At 52.6% G+C, this 17,838-nt stretch carries 17 protein-coding genes and 1 pseudogene; 3 read left to right on the forward strand and 15 right to left on the reverse strand.

Annotation, left to right across the window (positions count from 1 at the left end; all coding sequences use genetic code 11):
• Positions 1 to 156 precede the first annotated feature (156 nt).
• From NLX71_RS15300 to NLX71_RS15320, 5 genes are all read right to left on the reverse strand, one after another.
• Positions 157 to 627, reverse strand: coding sequence for an ATP-binding protein (locus NLX71_RS15300; RefSeq protein ID WP_254364597.1), 471 nt, complete (start codon positions 625 to 627; stop codon positions 157 to 159).
• On the reverse strand, positions 624 to 959 hold the full coding sequence (locus NLX71_RS15305) for an STAS domain-containing protein (RefSeq protein ID WP_254364599.1): 336 nt from the start codon (positions 957 to 959) through the stop codon (positions 624 to 626). Before NLX71_RS15305 ends, NLX71_RS15300 begins: the two co-directional genes overlap by 4 nt.
• Positions 960 to 1,109: 150 nt before the next feature.
• Positions 1,110 to 1,691: a hypothetical protein gene (locus NLX71_RS15310; RefSeq protein WP_254364600.1), complete on the reverse strand. Its 582-nt coding sequence runs from the start codon at positions 1,689 to 1,691 to the stop codon at positions 1,110 to 1,112.
• 54 nt (positions 1,692 to 1,745) lie between these two features.
• Complete coding sequence (locus NLX71_RS15315; protein ID WP_254364602.1) at positions 1,746 to 2,000, reverse strand: general stress protein; 255 nt, start codon at positions 1,998 to 2,000, stop codon at positions 1,746 to 1,748.
• A 185-nt stretch (positions 2,001 to 2,185) separates the two neighbouring features.
• A complete protein-coding gene (locus tag NLX71_RS15320) occupies positions 2,186 to 2,731 on the reverse strand; it encodes a helix-turn-helix domain-containing protein (RefSeq protein ID WP_254364603.1) in 546 nt (181 codons plus the stop codon).
• A gap of 259 nt (positions 2,732 to 2,990) precedes the next feature.
• Here NLX71_RS15320 and NLX71_RS15325 point away from each other — a divergent pair, with 259 nt between their 5' ends.
• Together NLX71_RS15325 and NLX71_RS15330 are read left to right on the forward strand one after the other, a co-directional pair.
• Positions 2,991 to 3,884 carry an MBL fold metallo-hydrolase gene (locus NLX71_RS15325; protein ID WP_254364605.1) on the forward strand — a complete coding sequence of 298 codons (894 nt, stop codon included), beginning with the start codon at positions 2,991 to 2,993 and terminating at the stop codon, positions 3,882 to 3,884.
• A gap of 38 nt (positions 3,885 to 3,922) precedes the next feature.
• On the forward strand, positions 3,923 to 4,921 hold the full coding sequence (locus NLX71_RS15330; protein ID WP_254364606.1) for an alpha/beta hydrolase: 999 nt from the start codon (positions 3,923 to 3,925) through the stop codon (positions 4,919 to 4,921).
• An 89-nt stretch (positions 4,922 to 5,010) separates the two neighbouring features.
• On the opposite strand, the gene NLX71_RS15335 is transcribed toward NLX71_RS15330, so the two are convergent.
• From NLX71_RS15335 to NLX71_RS27315, 8 genes and pseudogenes are all read right to left on the reverse strand, one after another.
• A complete protein-coding gene (locus NLX71_RS15335; protein WP_254364607.1) occupies positions 5,011 to 6,207 on the reverse strand; it encodes an ATP-binding protein in 1,197 nt (398 codons plus the stop codon).
• A gap of 12 nt (positions 6,208 to 6,219) precedes the next feature.
• Positions 6,220 to 7,140 (reverse strand): CheR family methyltransferase, encoded by a 921-nt coding sequence (locus NLX71_RS15340; protein WP_254364609.1) that lies wholly within the window; start codon positions 7,138 to 7,140, stop codon positions 6,220 to 6,222.
• The gene (locus tag NLX71_RS15345) at positions 7,137 to 10,787 is read right to left on the reverse strand and encodes a response regulator (RefSeq protein WP_254364611.1); all 3,651 of its coding nucleotides are present in this window, start codon (positions 10,785 to 10,787) and stop codon (positions 7,137 to 7,139) included. Before NLX71_RS15345 ends, NLX71_RS15340 begins: the two co-directional genes overlap by 4 nt.
• A gap of 62 nt (positions 10,788 to 10,849) precedes the next feature.
• Positions 10,850 to 12,007: a PP2C family protein-serine/threonine phosphatase gene (locus NLX71_RS15350; protein WP_254364612.1), complete on the reverse strand. Its 1,158-nt coding sequence runs from the start codon at positions 12,005 to 12,007 to the stop codon at positions 10,850 to 10,852.
• 204 nt (positions 12,008 to 12,211) lie between these two features.
• Positions 12,212 to 13,126, reverse strand: a complete 915-nt coding sequence (locus NLX71_RS15355; RefSeq protein WP_254364614.1) for a polyprenyl synthetase family protein — start codon at positions 13,124 to 13,126, stop codon at positions 12,212 to 12,214.
• 25 nt (positions 13,127 to 13,151) lie between these two features.
• A complete protein-coding gene (locus tag NLX71_RS15360) occupies positions 13,152 to 13,784 on the reverse strand; it encodes a response regulator transcription factor (RefSeq protein WP_254364616.1) in 633 nt (210 codons plus the stop codon).
• Positions 13,781 to 15,037, reverse strand: a complete 1,257-nt coding sequence (locus tag NLX71_RS15365; protein WP_254364617.1) for a sensor histidine kinase — start codon at positions 15,035 to 15,037, stop codon at positions 13,781 to 13,783. The genes NLX71_RS15360 and NLX71_RS15365 overlap by 4 nt, the downstream gene beginning before the upstream one ends.
• Positions 15,038 to 16,628: 1,591 nt before the next feature.
• A pseudogene (locus tag NLX71_RS27315) lies at positions 16,629 to 16,858 on the reverse strand (transposase); the annotation flags it as partial.
• 26 nt (positions 16,859 to 16,884) lie between these two features.
• Here NLX71_RS27315 and NLX71_RS27085 point away from each other — a divergent pair.
• Positions 16,885 to 17,061, forward strand: coding sequence for an ATP-binding protein (locus NLX71_RS27085; RefSeq protein WP_375377931.1), 177 nt, complete (start codon positions 16,885 to 16,887; stop codon positions 17,059 to 17,061).
• A 75-nt stretch (positions 17,062 to 17,136) separates the two neighbouring features.
• Here the strand turns inward: NLX71_RS27085 and NLX71_RS15370 are convergent, their stop codons facing one another.
• Together NLX71_RS15370 and NLX71_RS15375 are read right to left on the reverse strand one after the other, a co-directional pair.
• Entirely contained in the window at positions 17,137 to 17,325 is a 189-nt protein-coding gene (locus NLX71_RS15370) for a hypothetical protein (protein WP_254364619.1), read from the reverse strand.
• Positions 17,326 to 17,345: 20 nt separating this feature from the next.
• Entirely contained in the window at positions 17,346 to 17,675 is a 330-nt protein-coding gene (locus NLX71_RS15375) for a hypothetical protein (RefSeq protein ID WP_254364620.1), read from the reverse strand.
• Between the last annotated feature and the right edge of the window lie 163 nt (positions 17,676 to 17,838).

Below are 17,838 nucleotides of genomic sequence, written 5' to 3' on the forward strand. Positions count from 1 at the left end.
AACCAAGGCACGCAAAAAAGCCGCATTCCCTGCGCTGTGACCGCTGCTGCGTTCCGCACAACCGGGATGCGGCTTTTCCATTCGGGCTGCATTTCATACGGGGAATATCGGTCCAAGTCCAAGAATGTCCGCTCCATGATCGGTAAGCCCGCCCGCTCACTCAGCCGCAAGACGTTTGATCAGGACGATGGCTTCCGGTGCGCCTTCGCCCTCGCCTCTAGGCTCTACTCGAAGCTCATCCACCAGCGCCTGGAGCAAATACAGGCCGATCAGCGAGTGTTCGAGACGCTCCAAGGCCTCCGCCCCCTCCTGCGGCAGCTTCACGGGACGCAGCGCTTCCCCGAACGTGATATCCGGCGAATCCGTTCCAATCCAGATCTTGAGCTCCGTCTCCCTCAGCGTGAACACTAGCCGCAGCATCGGCAGCCGTTCTCTATCGCCGGCTTGCAGGATCGCATAATTGCACGCCTCGGTTACTGCTACCTTCAAGTCCTCGATCGCTTCGTATGAAAACCTTACGCGGACGGCCACACCATACAGAGCCAAGCGGACCGTGGCCAGATCGTCCGCCCGAAGCGGCACACACAAGACGACGGTTTTCGAGCCGGCCTCCGTTTGCCCTATCATAGTCCGCCCCCTTCTATCGTCAGGTAACGGGACAACCCGGTCATGTCGAACAACCGCCTGATTTTGACCGGCACTTCCTGTACGGCAAACGACGCCTCCTCCGGCTGCCGTTTCTTAAGCGCGGAGACAAAAATCCCGATCCCCGTGCTGTCAATGTAAGTCAACTCCCGCAAGTTCAGCTTGAGCGGCACCGCCCGCTGACCCGCCAGCGGCTCCACGACGGAACGGAATTGCTCGGCCGTGCTCAAATCAAGCTCGCCGGATAAGAACAATACGTTCGCTTCCGGTGTACTTAGCACTTTGACATGGAACTTCTGTGCGTCTCTGTCCATCCGCTTTTACCTCCCTCTGAATCCATGATTATTTGTAGGATAGCAGATTTTGGGAAGTTTTTCACGGCACTCCGCAGAGCACTCTACTGATTTACCAAAGCCTGACCTCTCCCCCGCATGCGGTTTTCCGTTGCATCGTATCCTCCGGGGTTAATCGGTTGCCGTATGGAAATAATGAACGGACAGCAGCTTCCCGGTGTGCTCGTCCAAGAACAGCTTGAGCGCCCGCTGGCCACGCTTGTAGACGATCCCGTCTTCGCCCGTCCAATCCGGCACGCCGAGCGTTTGCCGCAGCGTGTCCGCCTTCATCGCCAGCTTTTTGCCGTCGATCTCGATCGTACCCGCCTGGACGGGAACCATGACGTATTGGACGAAATTATCATACAGGCCGATCCGGCAATCGTCGTACACGAAGGTGCGCTCGTCCTTGAACAGAGGATCGGTTTCCTCGGCTTTCGGCTTGCCCTTTAATTCATAAAGCGTTTTCAGATCGTCCGTAACCGAGATCCCATTGACCCGTTCAAACGTCCATTTGATAGGTTCTCCAACTGCAGTTCCGGCTTCTTGATAGACAGCGGTACCCACAGTGACAGTCTGGTCCGTTGCCGCCATCGCAGACGGATAAGAAAGCTTGTCCAATGCCACAGGCGAATCTTCGGCGGAGCTCCACGAGGCTCCGGTCAGTCCGATTGCAGCCGCGCCGATCAACCACCATTTGCTTAACCGTTTCATTGGAATCACCTCTCCCGTGTTGTGTCAGGCAACGGATCGAGTTCTGACGTTTATTTATTGATATTGATTTAAAATGACATTCTCATCTACGGCAATGACAATGCGTCCGCTCGCCATCTCCTTCTCGTAGAATTCGACCGCCGACATGGACAGCCCAAGAGACAGCAGCTTCTCCCGCAGCGCCATGCCCTCGCACTTGTACAGCGGCGAAACCGTATGCGCCATCGCTTCTACCACGAACCCGATCCGGCTTGTATACTTGGGCTTAAATATCTCCTCCGTCCGGACGTTCTCTTGGGAATTCATCATTTCACCTGCACCTCTCTGTTGGTCTTGTGTTTCGTCGCTTTCGTTCGATACCTATGATTAACCGGGCACCCGGCCTATGAAACATAAATTGGCAACTTTCATAGCATGAGCCAACGGTTTTTCAAGGTGGGCAAATTTATAAATTTTGCGACGTCATGACCATAATCATCCCCACTTTCGTCCCGTTAAAAGGTAGGCGGAGCAGATACCGCGATTAGCAGCGTTTCACCCTTCCATATATTCTTATAACTGTGAGGTACCCTGGCATCGTAATAGATGCTGTCTCCTTCGTTAAGGATGTAACGTTCGTTGCCAAGCACAAACTCCAAGCATCCAGAATGAATAAAAAGAAATTCCTCACCCTCGCTATGGCCCACGCTTATGTCGCCGGAGGTTGCACCTTCTTCCAGAACTCCCCATATCGGCCCCATCTTGTTGTTGCTGCCTTGACTAAGGGCGTACCAAGTAATCCGCGAACTCTCCGAATACACCAATGGTTTGCGTTCGTTGTTCCTGACGACGATGCTTCGCTTTTCTTCACCAAACAAATCGGTAAAATTTACGTTCAGCGCGTTCGCTATGCGCTTCAGAACGCTAATCGATGGATTCGCTTTATCGCGCTCGATTTCACTAAGAAAAGACAACGATATGGATGCTGCTTTTGCTATTTCTTTGAGCGTTAATTTTTGTTTTTTCCGCGTGCTTCGGATGACTTCGCCGATTGAATTCATATGTCCATCTCCTTAACTCGGAAATTATTTCGCTGACACCGAAATTTATTTCGTTATCATAAGTAAAAAAACGTGAATGATCAAGCACTTTCACAGAGGCGGAATTACGGTGTAAAAACGTTGATTCTTCGCTATGATTGGCTTACTATTTTATTTAGGTCGACTAACCAATTTTTTTACCCGGGTACTCATTCATCGTTCTTCCCAGAACAATTTTCATTATTAGCGAAATTTTCAAGGACAGAGAGGTGTACTGCCTATGATCAAAACCCCCAAGATCTTTCAAGTAGGAGACGTTACCATTACTCGTGTCACCGAAATGGCGCTAGGTGGTATTTCGCCAGAAATTTATTTCTCTGGATCGTGGAATCCGGCGTTTCTGGAGGAGAATCGGAACTGCCTTCCGGCTGGTCTGATCGACGGCGATTCTCAGCTTATCGTCAGCATAGGAACATGGGTTGTCAAAACCCCGAAGCATACGATTCTTATCGATACAGCTACTGGAAACGACAAAAATTTGCCGTTAAACCCGGCTCTTGCCAATCTTCAGCTGCCTTATCTTGAGCGCCTCCAAGAGGCAGGGGTTCTGCCGGAAGAAGTGGACTACGTCCTGCTGACGCATCTGCACGTAGACCATGTCGGTTGGAATACGAGGCTTATTGACGGAAAATGGGTGCCGACATTTCCGAATGCTACCTATGTATTCCCCCTCGCGGAGCAGCAGTATTATTCCAGCGAGGCCAGCCATAACAAAGAAAACGAAGCGAACTTTAACGTTTACGAGGAAAGCGTCCTTCCTGTTGTCGAAGCCGGATTAACGCAAACCATCGGTCCCGAGGGTGGGGAATTTCTCGATATCTTCAAGTTCATTCCAACTACCGGCCACAGCATCGGACAAATGTCCATCAGCCTTACTTCCGGCGGAGAAGAAGCTTTATTTGGCGCAGATGTGATGCACCACCCGTTCCAGGTTTTTAACCCCGAATGGAATTCCATGTATTGCGAATTTACCGAGCAAGCCCGTATTTCACGGCGCCGGGTGTTGGAATCCATAGCGGATCGCCCAGTTATTTATTTCAGCTCGCATTTTCCGGAGAGCGCGGCGGGGTATGTCACTCGCAGCGGCGACGGTTTCAAATGGGACTTTGTGTAATCCTTCTACCAATTTAACTTGTGAGAGGCGTTGACCTTATGACAAATCATGGTTTTCCCAGCGAAATTGACATCTTGACTGAAGATCTGCTTATCCCTAGCGATACGCCGGGCATCGAGCTTTATATACGCAATAAACGTCCGGCTTCCATGGATACATTCTCTAACGAAAAAACGATCGTCATGGTTCATGGCGCTACTTATCCGATTGAGAGCCTGTACGACGTGGAACTGGACGGTTTCACTTTCCTGGACTACCTGGCTAGCCATGGCTATGACGTTTATGCCGTGGATGTCCGCGGCTACGGCGGGTCAACCCGACCGTCCGAGATGCAGCAGCCCGCTGATCTTAATCCGCCGCTTGTCCGTACAGAAACAGGGGTTCGAGACTTCGGCACTGCGGTTGACTTCGTTCTGAAGCGCCGAAATTTATCAAAAGTCAATATTTTGGGGATGTCTTGGGGAGGTACGGTTGCGGGAGCCTATACAAGCCGGAACAATGATAAAGTTAACAAGCTTTCGCTTATCGCGCCGCAGTGGTTAAGCTCCAGACCGGTTCCTATCGATACCGGCGGCCCGCTTGACTCGTATCGCCTTGTCGCTGTCGGCGGCATGAAGGAACGCTGGCTGAGCGCCGCTCCTGAACATAAGCGCAGCGATTTGATTCCGGAAGGCTGGTTTGAACAATGGGTCGAAGCAACGCTTGCTTCCGATCCCGGGAGCCAAACCGCTCATCCCGGATATATCCGGGCGACCAATGGCCCTATCCTGGACATCCGTGAATACTGGACAGCAGGCAAAGCTTTCTACGATCCTAGGGCCATTACCGTTCCTGTCCTCCTTGTCCATGCGGAGTGGGATATCGACGTTCCGCTAGAATTGGCCCAGCATTTCTTCACTTCCCTAACCGGAGCCGCTTATCGCCGCTGGGTCGAAATCGGGGAAGGAACGCACATGGTTATGCTGGAGAAAAACAGGCTTCAGGCTTTCCAAGCCATCCGTGGTTTTTTGGATCAAGCCTACGCACCAGCGAAATGAGGCTAAAAAGAAATTACACGCGGAGTGGCTCTTGCGGATAAGTCCGAGGAGAATGCACTTATCGGATCGGAGAATCCCCGTATCCCCTTTTATTTGACGGCGCTCATGCTGCCGTATTCGAGGCAGCTCTTAACACGGATGGAGAACACGAACTCCGCCCCCCGGCAGTCTCCCGGCGCAAGCGCGATGCGGCCGCCCATGAGCTGCACGAGATTTTTGCAGATCGCGAGCCCCAGCCCCGTCCCCCCATATTTGCGGGTTAAGGACGAATCGACCTGCGTAAACGGCTGGAACAGCAAGTCGCGCTTCTCCTCCGGGATGCCGATGCCCGTATCGGAGACGCGGAACTCCAGCTCCAGCTGCTCTTCCGAGCGGCTTAACACGGCGACCGAGACGTGCACGCCGCCCTGCTCGGTGAATTTGACGGCGTTGCCGACCAGGTTGATCAGAACCTGCCGCAGCCGCGATTCGTCACCGATGATGCATTCGGGGATCGACGGATCGATATCGTACGTCAGCTCCAGCGATTTGCTGCGGCTTTCGGCGTGGAACACCTCGTACGTTTCGATCAGGCTCGTCCTCAGGTTCAGCGGCTCTTCTTTGATCTCCATCTTGCCGGACTCGATCTTGGACAAATCCAAAATATCGTTGATGACATAGAGCAGCGCGGCGCCGCTACGGCGAATCGTATCGACGTACTCGCGCTGCTCGGCGTTCAGGTCCGTCTCCACGAGCAGATCGGCCATGGCGATGACCCCGTTCAGCGGGGTCCGGATTTCGTGGCTCATCATCGCCAGAAAGCTCGCTTTCGCCATGGCCGCCTGCTCGGCCGCTTCCTTCGCCCGCTGCAGCTCCCGGGTCCGCTCGTTCAGCAGCTCGGTTTGCTGCTGCAGCTTTTTTTGCGCCAAATTGATGCTGACGAAGCCTTCGATCTTCGACTTCAGCGTGCGCGGCACGAACGGCTTCACGATATAATCGATCGCGCCGACGGAATAGGCCGTGAACGCCTGATCCTGCTCGTCCGGAGCCGCGGTGACGAAGATGATCGGCACCGCCCGCGTTTTTTCGCGGGATTTGATCCATTGGGCTGTCTCGAATCCGTCCATCCCTGGCATGTGCACATCAAGTACGATGACAGCGAATTCATGTCTGAGCAGACAGCGCAGCGCCTCCTCCCCGGAGGTCGCCTTCTCCAGAATATAGTTCTGGTCCTCCAGCACCGCCTCAAGCGCAAGCAGGTTCTCCGGTTGATCGTCCACCAGCAAGATGCGGATCGGCACGTCCATACAAACCCCACCTCATTTGATCTTGCGAAATATTTTCTCTTGCCGATCCAGCGTCTCGTAATGCGCCGCATGCTTCGTAAACGTGATCGACTCCTTATGCCCCAAGACGAGAATCCCCTCCGGGCATAAGCTTTCGTAGAACAGATCGTGCGCATGGTTTTGCAGAATCGAATCGAAATAAATCATGACATTGCGGCAAAAGATGACGTGAAACTCGTTAAACGACCGATCCGTCACCAGGTTATGCTGCGCAAAGACGATCCGCTCCCGCAAAAAAGGATGAAATATGGCCACGTTTCCGGATGCGCCGTAATACCCCGAGAACGCATCCTTGCCTCCGGCCCGCATATAATTTTTGGTATATTCCTGCATTTTCTTGAGCGGGTAAGCGGCGCGCTCCGCCACATGGAGCACCTCTTCGTTCATGTCGGTCGCATAGATGCACGCCTGGTCGTACAGCCCTTCCTCGTACAGCAAAATGGCGGTGGAGTACACTTCCTCCCCCGTCGAGCAGCCCGCATGCCAGATGCGGAAGGACGGCAGCTCCCGCAGCAGCGGCACGACCCGCTCCCGGAACGCCGCGAACACGCTCGGGTCCCGGTACATTTCGGTCACGTGAATGACCAGATCGTCCACCAGACGCTCCGCGCAGCTTCGGTCGTGCAGCGCCCGCTCCTGCAAGCCGGATACGCTGAGCAGCCGCTCCGCGTAGATACGGTGCCAGATGCGCCTACGGACCGACGGATACGCGTAATTGCGAAAGTCGAAGCCGTACAGCCGGTACAGCCCCTCCAGCAGCAAAGCAATCTCGATGCGCTCCCGTTCCTCTTCCTCCCGGGTGCCCCGGCCTCCGTCCGCCTCCGAATAGACGGAGCCGAGCTTGCGTAGCGCCTTCAAGTCCCCGGCCCTTGGGTCGTATAATCCGCCGCTCATTTGTACAACCACACCCGCATGAGCGAGAGAAGCTGCTCGTTATGAACCGGCTTGGTAATATAATCGGAGGCTCCGGCTTGCATGCATTTTTCACGGTCGTCCTTCATCGCCTTGGCCGTCAGGGCGATCATCGGCAGCCGGTCGAATCGCTCGTCGCTGCGGATGGCGCGCATCGCTTCGTAGCCGTCCATCTCCGGCATCATGATATCCATCAGCACGAGATCGAAGTCCGGCTCCCGGTCCAGCGAATCAAGCGCCTGCCTGCCGGTCTCGGCGAACGCCACCTGCATGCCGAGGCCTTCGAGCAGATTGGACAGCGCGAACACGTTGCGGATGTCGTCGTCGACAAGCAGCACCTTCTTGCCTTTGAATACCGTTTCGATGCTGTGCAGCTTCTGAAGCACCTGCTGCTTCTCTTCCGGCAGCTTCTCCTCAACGCGGTGCAGGAACAGCGACGTCTCGTCAAGCAGCCGCTCCGGCGACTTCACATCCTTGATGATGATCGATTCCGCATATTTCTTCAAGCGCAGCTGCTCTTTCTTGTCCAGCGTCTTACCAGTATAAAGCACAATCGGCAGCCGCCGCAGCGCTTCGTCCGCTTTGATCCGGTCGAGCAGCTCGTAGACGGACGGCTCCGTCATTCCATAATCGAGCACCATGCAGTCGAACGGCTGCGCCGCCAGCACCGCCAGCGCCTCCTCGCCGCCCGCTACGGCCGTAATTCGGACGTCGTCATGAGCGATCAGGTTCACCAAGCTATCGCGCTGCTCCTCGTCCGGCTCAACAATGAGCAGATTGCGCAGGTCGCGGTTCAGGAACGATAAAATATGCGTAAACGCCTGCTCCAAATGCTCTTTGCCGGACGGCTTGCGCAGCCAGGCGATCGCTCCCATCGACAGCCCTTGATGCACCTCGTCCACGACGGAGATGACATGAACGGGAATATGGCGGGTGGAAGCGTCGTTCTTGAGCTGCACGAGCACGGACCAGCCGTCCATGACCGGCAGCTGGATATCGAGCAGGATCGCATCCGGCTGGAGGGTCTTCGCGAGCTGAAGCCCCTTATCCCCTTGCAGCGCGACGACCGCCTTGAAGCCCCGGCTGCGCGCCATGTCCAGCAAAATCGCGGCAAAATGCGCATCATCCTCGATAATCAGCAGCACCCGGTCGCCTTCCGCAATGCTGTCGCGGTCGTCCGCGAAGGCGGTCGCCGGCATCTTGCCGCTTTCGGCCGCTTGTGCGAGCGCCAGCGGCGAAAACTGCGGCCATGGGTCCGGGGCCGCGGCCGAGGGCGGCATGACGGCTGGCGCCGCTTCGGCCGCGCCGGACGCCAGCCGCACATCGTGCGGCAAATACAGCGTGAACCGGCTGCCGCGGCCCTCCTCGCTCTCCAGCTCGATCGCTCCGCCGAGCAGCAACGCCAGCTGTCGGCTGATCGAGAGGCCGAGCCCCGTCCCGCCGTACTTGCGGCTCGTCGTTCCGTCCGCCTGCTGGAACGCCTCGAAGATCAGTTGCTGCTTATCGGGAGAAATCCCGATGCCCGTATCCTCGATCTCGAAGGCGACCATCGGTCCCGGCTCCGCGAGCTGCCGTATCGTGAGGCGAACGCTCCCAGAATGCGTAAATTTGAAGGCATTGGACAGCAAATTTTTCAAAATTTGCTTCAGCCGCCCGCTGTCCGTTTGTATCCGTCCCGGCGTCTCGCCGCCGAAGTCCACCTCGAAGGACAGCCCTTTGGATCGGGCCAGCGGTCCGAACGCTTTTTTCATCAATTCGGCCGTCTCTTGCAGGCAGACCGTCTCCTCATGCAGCTCCATCCGGCCGGACTCGACCTTGGCCAAATCGAGCACATCGTCGATCAGCTTAAGCAAGTCGCAGCCGGACGAGTAGATCGTCTCGGCGTACTCCACCTGCTTGCCCGTCAAGTTGCGCTCCTTGTTCTCCTTCAGCAGTTGGGAAAGGATCAGCAAGCTGTTGAGCGGCGTCCGCAGCTCGTGCGACATGTTCGCCAGAAATTCCGACTTGTACCTGGAAGCCAGCGCCAGCTCCAGCGTCTGCTTCTCCAGCTTCTCCTTGGCCAGCTCGATCTGACGGTTGACCTCCTCCGTCTCGCGGACTTGCTCTTCCAGCTCCACCGTCTTGCGGACCAAGGTATCGTTGCTCTGCTCCAACACCTCCTGGTGCAGCTGCAACTGCTCCTCCGATGCCCGCAGCGCCCGCGTCTGCTCCTCCAGCTTCTCATTGGAAGCCTTTAGCTCATCCTGCTGGGACAGCAGCTCCTCCGACTGGGTCTGCAATTCGTCGGTCAGCGCCTGATGAATGCGCAGCAGCTCCTCGATCCTCAAACGTCCCATCAACGCGTTCAGCGTCACGCCGAGGTTCTCGCTCGTCTGCTTAATCAGCTTCTGCTCCAGCTCCGAGAACGTCTTCAACGACACCAGCTCGAACACTGCGATCACTTCGTCGTCGTACTCGACCGGCTGGACCGTCAGCGTCAGCGGCTCCAGCTCGCCGAAGGCGGAGCGGATCACGCCGTATGGTCCAACGACGCCCTCGACCGTGATCGGCTTGCCATCCTTCGCGCTCTGCCCGACAAGCCCTTCGCCTAGCGGAAGCTCGGCAGCGGCCGTGCTTTCCGATCGGGCGTACGTACCGGCAAGCGCCAGCTTACCGCCCGCCGCCGCCTGCTTCAGCACATAGAACGCCCCGTCCTGCGCGCCGACGATCCGGGCCAGCTCTCCGATGAACGTTTGCGCCATCTCCTCCACTTTGCGCGAATCCTCCAGCATCGCATACATGTGCGCAATCTGGGTTTGCAGCCACAGCGTATCCTCATTCGCTTTATGGAGCGCCCGTTCATTCGTCGTCGCCTGCTCCAGATTGTCCGCCAGCCGGTTGAACACGTCCGCAAGCTTGCCGAATTCGTCACTGGACGTAACCGGCACCCGGTAAGCCGCGTCTCCCCATTTCCCGCTCGCAAAATTCGTAAGCATCGCCGAAAGGACGTTCAGCCCCCGGGTAAACCCGGGCACGATCCACAGCATGATCGCCACACTCAGCAGCAAGCCGGCCAGCGTCAGCAGCCCGGTATAGGTCAACGTCTGTTGGTTATCGCTCAGCGCCTGCTTGATCGCCGCATCCATCGCCTCATCGTGGAAATTCGTCAAATTGCCCATGCTGCTTGTAAAATGATCCTGCAGCTCAATCCCCACATTCGTGCGAAGCGCGTTCGCCTCCGCTTGTTTGCCGCTTTCGTTCAAATGGACGACCTGTTTCTTAAAGTCCAGGAAGCGTTTGCCGTGCAGCAGCACTTCGTCGGCCAGCTCCCGTTCCTTCCCTTCCTTGGAAAAACGATCGATCTGCTGAAGCCCTTGCTTGACCTTTACGCTGATTGTCTTGACCGCTTCGGCATTTTTCTTGTCGCTGTCGGTCGAGTCGATCAACAGCAAATTTACGATGCCCTTGGCAAGCTCCGCCGCGTCGTTGCGCACCTGCGTACTGATCCGTACCTTCTGGTACCGGTTCTCGTAAATTTCCTTCATCACGGAATCCGTGCTGGTCAGCCGGCTCATGCCGATGCCCGCCAAAGCAAAAATCAGCACCAGCAGGATGCCGAATCCCATAAACAGCTTCGTCTTCATCCTCATCAGTTCATTTCCTCTCCCGTCCCTTTCTCTCTCTTCGTATGGTCTTAATTCGTGGCCACCAGCTACGTAGCGGTGATCAGCACCATGCAAATATCGTCGCTCTGCGCCTCCCTCACGTCCTGAGGCAGCAGAGTCTCGACGAGGCATTCGGGACTGGGCGCCTGATGAATGCAGCTTTGCAGACGCAGCGCCAGCAGATCAGATTCCGCCGCGTCCTCCGGGTAATCCTCCGGCAGCGGCAGCGCCTCCAGCAGCCCGTCCGTATACAAGGCGATGCGGATCGGCCGCTCATACGTGAAGATGCTCTTCGTAATCTCCATCTGATCGAAGAAGCCGACGGCGCAGCTTCCCTGATTGAGCGCCATCGGCGCTTTTCCCTCTTCAAAAAGAAACCCGGGCGGATGGCCCGCGTTCACGTATTCGATCGTCTTGGTCCGGGTATCGATCAGCAAATAAATCGCCGTAAAATAGTAGATGACCGACGGATTTTTATGATTGAGCTGGTTCATGTACCGGTTCAGCTCCGTTACGACGAACTCCGGCGAGACGAAGCGCGTGATCGTGTCCTGCATGACCGAGGAGATGAACATGCATACCAGCGAAGACGAAATCCCGTGGCCCATTATGTCCAGAATGATGACGCCGTGCCGGTCCTCGTCAATCCGGTACCATGCGTAAAAATCGCCCGCCAGCTCGAACGACGGGTAATACGCGGCGCTGATTTCGAGCCGCTCCTTCTTCAAGGGCGGGCTGAGCACGCTGCCCTGCACTTGTCTGGCCAGCTCCAGCTCCTCGCGGATACGGGCATCGTTCGCCTTGTGCCAATCCTTCTCGTATTTGAGGCGCAGCGCCGAGCGAATCCGCGCGATCAGCTCGATTTTGTTCACCGGCTTCATCACGTAATCCATCGCCCCAGCATCCATCGCCTCCGCCAGCTTGTTGGAATCGCCGAGCGCCGTCACGATAATGACCGGGATATCCTTCAAGCGCTCATCCTGCTGAATGCGGCGGCAAGCTTCGATCCCGTCCATCTCCGGCATCATCATATCCATCAGGATCAAGTCAACCGGCACCTTGCCTCCGTCCGCATACGCGGTAAGCCGCTGCATCATTTCCACCGCCGAAGCGGCTTTCCAGAACGAATCATATCCTGCGCTTTTCAATATTTTTTCGATCACCATGAGATTGACCGGGTTATCGTCCACGATGGCAATGTTCATACCTTGTTCGTCTCTCCCTTGTCTGTGTGCATCCTTTCCCCGATTGGCAAAGGTCCGTTCTTCCCATTATAGCTTTTTTTACAGCCTTATTAACCGAAAGCGGAACGCTTGAATCAGCCCGAGCGTCGCGGCGGGTTTCCTCCCAAGCCAAAGAGCACCTCGATCCTTTTGCGGGTCTCAAGGTGCTTCGGTATCTTTTTGGGTCTAGGCAAAAGCGGCATACGTGAGCTCCCGGAACTTTTCCTTCCCCGGGGACGGGACCTGGAGATCGGTCCATAGCTCCTCCGCCTTTTGAACGCATACGGACTGCACGATCTTGGTATATTCGATGCAGCCGGAATCCGCGATCAGTTGCATATACTGCTCCTTATCCTGCACAAGAGCGTCTGCGGTAATTTTTCCTTCATAATACTCCTTCACCGGGCGAAACGCTTCGCTGTCCACTTTGAGCAGATACAGCACGGGCAGCGTCCGCTTGCGAAGCAGCAAATCGCTCTTCACGTCGAATTGGGCGATGTCCTTCAGATCGTTCTGGATCTGATGAATCATCCCGACGCAATCCGCCAGATCGTCGATCCGCTCCATCGTCTCTTCGCTGCAATCCGTCAGACAGTACCCCATCAGACAAGCGAACCGGAACAAGGACCCGGACTTCTCCTGAATCATGGTGAGATAATCGTCGACCTCGGACACCTCATTCGTGACGTCCTTATGCTGTCCGCTGACCGATCGGGACAGCATCTTGCTGATCTCATAAAGCGGACGTCCGTTCACTCCGCATTGGCCGATCTCCCCCATGAAGCCCGTCAGCAGGACGAGCACCGCATTTAACGCCACCTCCGGCGGATACCGCATCCATGGCTTGCTCTCGTGATCCTGATCTTGCAGGTCGTCGACGATATCGAAGCAGAGAAGAATCAATTCCGTCGCCGCGGCCAACCGGTCGATATGCGGCGAAGCTCCTCCCAGCATGTCATGAGTGCAGCGCGTGATGCTCGCCCACGACCCTTGTTCCTGCGCCTTTTCCTCGATGAACGCTTTGAGCAAAGCATTGAGATTTTCCGCGCCCACATGATCGTCTACCATCCGGTACATATGCTCTACTGTCTCCCGATCCAACCGCCCGTCCCCCTAGTTGTCCTGATCAAGTGTCTATGTAATGCCTGCTTTTAATGAATTTCTCCATCGCTTCCATTCTCGACTTCGCGCCCAGCTTATCGTAGATTCGGCGCAGGTAATTATCGACGGTACGTTTGCTCATGTGGATGCGATCGGCAATCTGATCGTGCGTGGCCCCCTTGACGACCATGCCCATCATCATCACTTCTTCATCGTTCAATTCTTCATAGGATGGCGAGCCGCTCAATTGAATCTGGTGATACAGCGACAGCGGCAGCATCGTATGGTTGTCCAGAATGCAGTTCACCATGTTCTTGATCGTTCTGATACTGGACTCCTTCGAAAGCACGCCGCTAACTTTCAGCTCAATGAGCCGATTCATCGCCTTCGTCAAGTCGTGACCGGTAAAAATCACAATATGAATGTGCGGATATTCCTTCTTGATTTGCGCCGCGACCTCGGTCCCTGACAGATCGGGAAGCTGGTAATCCAGAAAAACGAGCCCCGGCTGGTGCTTCTTGATCTGCTCCATACCTTCCTCGGCGCTGCTGGCTATGCCGACCACTTCAATGCAATCCATTTCCTCCAATAATTCCCTCGTTGCGCGGGCAACGAGAGGATGATCATCGATGACGAGAGCTTTGACCGTTTCGTTCATACGGACAACACCTCCCGGACCGGAATCGTAATAACAAGCTTCACACCGGCGCCTTGACGCGAATCGAACTCCAGCTTCCCGTTTAAATGCATGATACGACCTCTCATTTGCTCCACTCCCATCCCAGATGCTCCAATCTCCATGCGAGGTACTTGCGTGCTGTCAAACCCGACGCCGTCGTCTTCATAAGTCAGGCAAAACCTGTGATCCTTTACTATCATGGCAAAGGATACTTTCGAAGCCTGCGAATGCTTCTTCGCATTGTTAAGCAGCTCCTGAATAACACGGAAAATATGCCTTTTCGTCTTCAAATCCTTCAACTCGATAGCGGAAGCGCCCTCCTCCTTGAACTCGATCTCGAATGGCGTATGGTACGCTTCCTTGTCCAGATACGTCCGCACGGTTTCGATCAATCCGATCTCCTTCAGCAGGAACGGATTCAATTCGAAGCAGCTTTGCCGCAGGCTGTTGTTGATCAACTCAACGAAATTGACAATGTTGTTCAAATGCTCCTTATCTTCCTTGTTCATCGCGTACTTGTCCAGCAACGACACGAATCGCCGCTTGAGAAAAAACAAATCCTGCATCGTCGTATCGTGAAGATCGGCGGCGATCCGGAGCCGTTCTTCTTCCTGCAACTCGAACATGATTTTGCGGAACCATTGAATCTCCTGCGCCGACTGCTCGTCGGGCAACTGCGCCGCCAGCAGATGCATCTTCGCCGTCAGCTTGCGGATCAGGTGGACATTCTCCAGACTGACTTCCAAGTAGGACGTAATCAGGTGAAGCCATTGAACCTCTTCCTTGCCCAGGAAGGTATTCGCTTTGTTGCGTGTAATAACCAGATAGCTGGCGTACTCTTCATGACGAGTAATCTCGATACAGGTGTATAGCGGATGCTGGAGCCAAGTCGACGAGCGGATCATCTCCTTGATCTCCGCCGTATCGATCTCCCCTTCGTCGATGATCTCGGTGTCGTGCTCGTACTGGAACACGATCGCGCCGCCTCTCACCTGAAGCGTGTCGACGATGTCCACGAGGACAATTTCTTTCAGATCGCGGAAGCTGGAGATAGCTCCCAGACTCTTGGAAATTTTCTTGAGCGCCGTCTGAAGCACATACTTTCTTGGGAATAGGAAGCGTTCGAGCCTCGTTGTTAAGTATTCGGTCGAGTACAAGACGACGGATAGCATGATGATTGAGCCGGTAAAGTGAAATATTATTTCTCTAACCCCCATCGTATCCTGAAACAAGAAAGCGCAACTTCCCGTAAAAAGAGCAGATGGTACGATGGCAAGCAGAGCGGCAAAAACAAACCGCCGGAGTACCAGACCGATATCATATAACTGATTCGAAGCGATCAAATACGCAAATGAGATTGGTAAAAATAAAATAAACCAGCTTGTATAGACAGCATCTACGATTTGAAACCCGGTAATTAATCGTGGAAGAAACGATAAACAGATTACGGGCAAGAATGAAATTAATAAAGAAAACCATACACTTCTTACAATGCTTGATAAATACGACTTTTCTTTACGAACTTTAAAGAATAAAAATGTTAATACGTAAATATTTATTAAAAATCCTATAATAAAAAACCATAACGTTAAATCACCATTGTAATTGTGAATGGTGGGAGCCAACGGAGAAAAATAAAGAAGTCTTATTATGAATCCTAAAATAGCAACCGAGTACAAATATTTCAAGCCATTCGAGGGTAATTGTATGCCTCCTTTTTCCTTGAAAAAAACAACTAAGAAATGAAAGAAAACAATAGGTAGAACCATCATGAAGTTTGTGATCAAAATTTTTCCAACAATGTCTCCCCTCACAGACACCCCGCGGCTCATGTAGATGATGGCACAGGTAAGAAAAACGACTGCAAGCAACTTTGCCGATGGAGAATGCCTCATTTTCCAATATAGTAAGCCAGCCATAAATAAGCAAACTACTTCATCTATTAACGGAACAATATCGTAGGTCAGGAGACTTTTATTGAAAACTTCGACTTTATGCTCAAGCCCGTCTCTCGATACAATAAAATTGTGAGCTTGTTCTACAGCCTTCCATTTTCGAATTGAAGGGTATTTGTTGGGATCTTCTCCGTCCACCTGCTTAATGATATCCCCGACCTTTACATCAAGCTCACTACTTACGCTAATCTTGTCAACTTCTACAATGACCCACTCGTTCTTTTGGTTCAATTCGAGATTAATTCCAGTATAGGGAAATTTAAAAGTGATATATATGCACCAAATTTGTAATCCGATAAATATTGACATGAGAGCACATAATATTATTTTATTTCTCATACATCTCTCCCTAAATCCCTAAATACTTACTTAATTTAAATTTACTTGATATACTTCTCTAATAAAATCATCTTATAAAAGGGGATGCCAAAATGCTAACCATCCAATTGACACCGCAGTTGAGTCATGTCGTACATTTGTTGAAGAATGTCGACTTCCAAGAAAATGTAAGCGCTTCTAAGAACTTATTTTTATTGTCTAAGTCTGAAGCTACTGCAGTAATCAGGAATTTCGATAGATCTTCAAATCAATATAAAGAACCAAAACAGCCTCTTTGTCATTGGGACTAACTTAAGTATTATTTTACCAAATTGATAAAAGAGTGTATATTAGGTCTTTCCTAGCATACACTCTCTTATCAATTTGTGCGATATTCGATAAGATGTAACAACTTTTATATTGAGGTTAGTGAGAATAGATTCTATTCGTTTTGAATTCAGGATCATCGGATTTTTTTCATGTATTGGTATTTTATAGGTGTGCACGTTTCCGCGGTAACACTGAGGAGCAACTTGGGTAAGCTCAATGTAACGGCATAGCAGGGGGAGCAGTCGTACCAGATCGTGAACACTTCTTTCCATTCCCACACATGGCGAAGTAGCGCAGATAAGCTCAGCAGCATGTCAAGTCGCTCTTTACTCTCCTCACTCAGTGTATCCGCAGGCGGATTCACAAGCGATGGTTGGCTTTCAGACGGGCCTTCGTCTGCTGGACGGTTTTTCGAACCTCCTGCACGCTTTCGATCACATAGCCGTGAACCATAATCGCCTTTCTCTCGACATCATATCCCAAGCGAACAGATTGGTAAGATGTTTGAAAAAGGATTTAGTACTAAGAAAAGTAATAATAATAGTGGACTTGGATTATTTATTGTTCAGAGAATTATTAAACAATATAAGGGAAGGATTTTAGTCATGCCAATGCAAGAAGGTAACAAGTTCGAAATCATTATTCCTTTATAGCAAAACTATTTTTCTCTTATGTCATTAAACAAGCTGACGACAGTTTCGTTTGACGCCAGCTTGACAAGGAGCGAGTTAAGTAATCTGCTCTCGGACTTCTTTAGGGATTGTTTTGAGAAAGAATTCCAATTGTTCAGGCCTGATGAATTTTAGCATCTTCTTTTTCTGTTCAATGCTTAAGTCCGGGTTACAAAGCGCTGTTCTAACTCGTTCTTGAACTGATCCTTGTATTTCACTTCGATATCTTTCAATGTCATTGTTCACCACCTTATCTCCTTTGTTCATTATTTACAGTAGGAATCAATGGTGTCTAGTAATATCTCAACATAGCGCCTATAGTCGAACCATTTCTTATCGATATGGATTTCTGTATTATCATCAATCATTCGTAACGCTTCACGCGGATTTAAGATATCATATCTTGGCTCATACATTTCAGTGAAGGGTGGACGTCCATTTACATCCATAGGAATGATGGGTTTTGCCCCAAGCAAGTATGCCTCGTATAATGCTAAGGTTAAGCTTCCGCCGATCGTTACTGAAATGGCGGCCTTTGCCTTTGACAGAAGTCGGTAATACTCTTGCTGGGGTAACTTCCCAACTTCAATGCCCAAATCCCTCCACAAGCTCACAGGGTAATGGATCTGCGGCTCAACGGGAGAGGTAATCACGGTTCGATACCCCTTATCTTTGAGTTCCAGTAACTATTCAGGTACACATTCAACACAAATAGGGGGTGCGAAGCACCCCGGCAGGAATCGAAAATGAATTATTGTA

This window comes from Paenibacillus sp. MZ04-78.2 (assembly GCF_024213375.1).
Classification (GTDB): Bacteria; Bacillota; Bacilli; order Paenibacillales; family NBRC-103111; genus Paenibacillus_G.

Excerpts from the sequence above, each read along its gene's own strand:
- NLX71_RS15300 (WP_254364597.1), bottom strand. The coding sequence starts at position 627 with ATGATAGGGCAAACGGAGGCCGGCTCGAAAACCGTCGTCTTGTGTGTG.
- NLX71_RS15305 (WP_254364599.1), bottom strand. The coding sequence starts at position 959 with ATGGACAGAGACGCACAGAAGTTCCATGTCAAAGTGCTAAGTACACCG.
- NLX71_RS15310 (WP_254364600.1), bottom strand. The coding sequence starts at position 1,691 with ATGAAACGGTTAAGCAAATGGTGGTTGATCGGCGCGGCTGCAATCGGA.
- NLX71_RS15315 (WP_254364602.1), bottom strand. The coding sequence starts at position 2,000 with ATGATGAATTCCCAAGAGAACGTCCGGACGGAGGAGATATTTAAGCCC.
- NLX71_RS15320 (WP_254364603.1), bottom strand. The coding sequence starts at position 2,731 with ATGAATTCAATCGGCGAAGTCATCCGAAGCACGCGGAAAAAACAAAAA.
- NLX71_RS15325 (WP_254364605.1), top strand. The coding sequence starts at position 2,991 with ATGATCAAAACCCCCAAGATCTTTCAAGTAGGAGACGTTACCATTACT.
- NLX71_RS15330 (WP_254364606.1), top strand. The coding sequence starts at position 3,923 with ATGACAAATCATGGTTTTCCCAGCGAAATTGACATCTTGACTGAAGAT.
- NLX71_RS15335 (WP_254364607.1), bottom strand. The coding sequence starts at position 6,207 with ATGGACGTGCCGATCCGCATCTTGCTGGTGGACGATCAACCGGAGAAC.
- NLX71_RS15340 (WP_254364609.1), bottom strand. The coding sequence starts at position 7,140 with ATGAGCGGCGGATTATACGACCCAAGGGCCGGGGACTTGAAGGCGCTA.
- NLX71_RS15345 (WP_254364611.1), bottom strand. The coding sequence starts at position 10,787 with ATGAGGATGAAGACGAAGCTGTTTATGGGATTCGGCATCCTGCTGGTG.
- NLX71_RS15350 (WP_254364612.1), bottom strand. The coding sequence starts at position 12,007 with ATGAACATTGCCATCGTGGACGATAACCCGGTCAATCTCATGGTGATC.
- NLX71_RS15360 (WP_254364616.1), bottom strand. The coding sequence starts at position 13,784 with ATGAACGAAACGGTCAAAGCTCTCGTCATCGATGATCATCCTCTCGTT.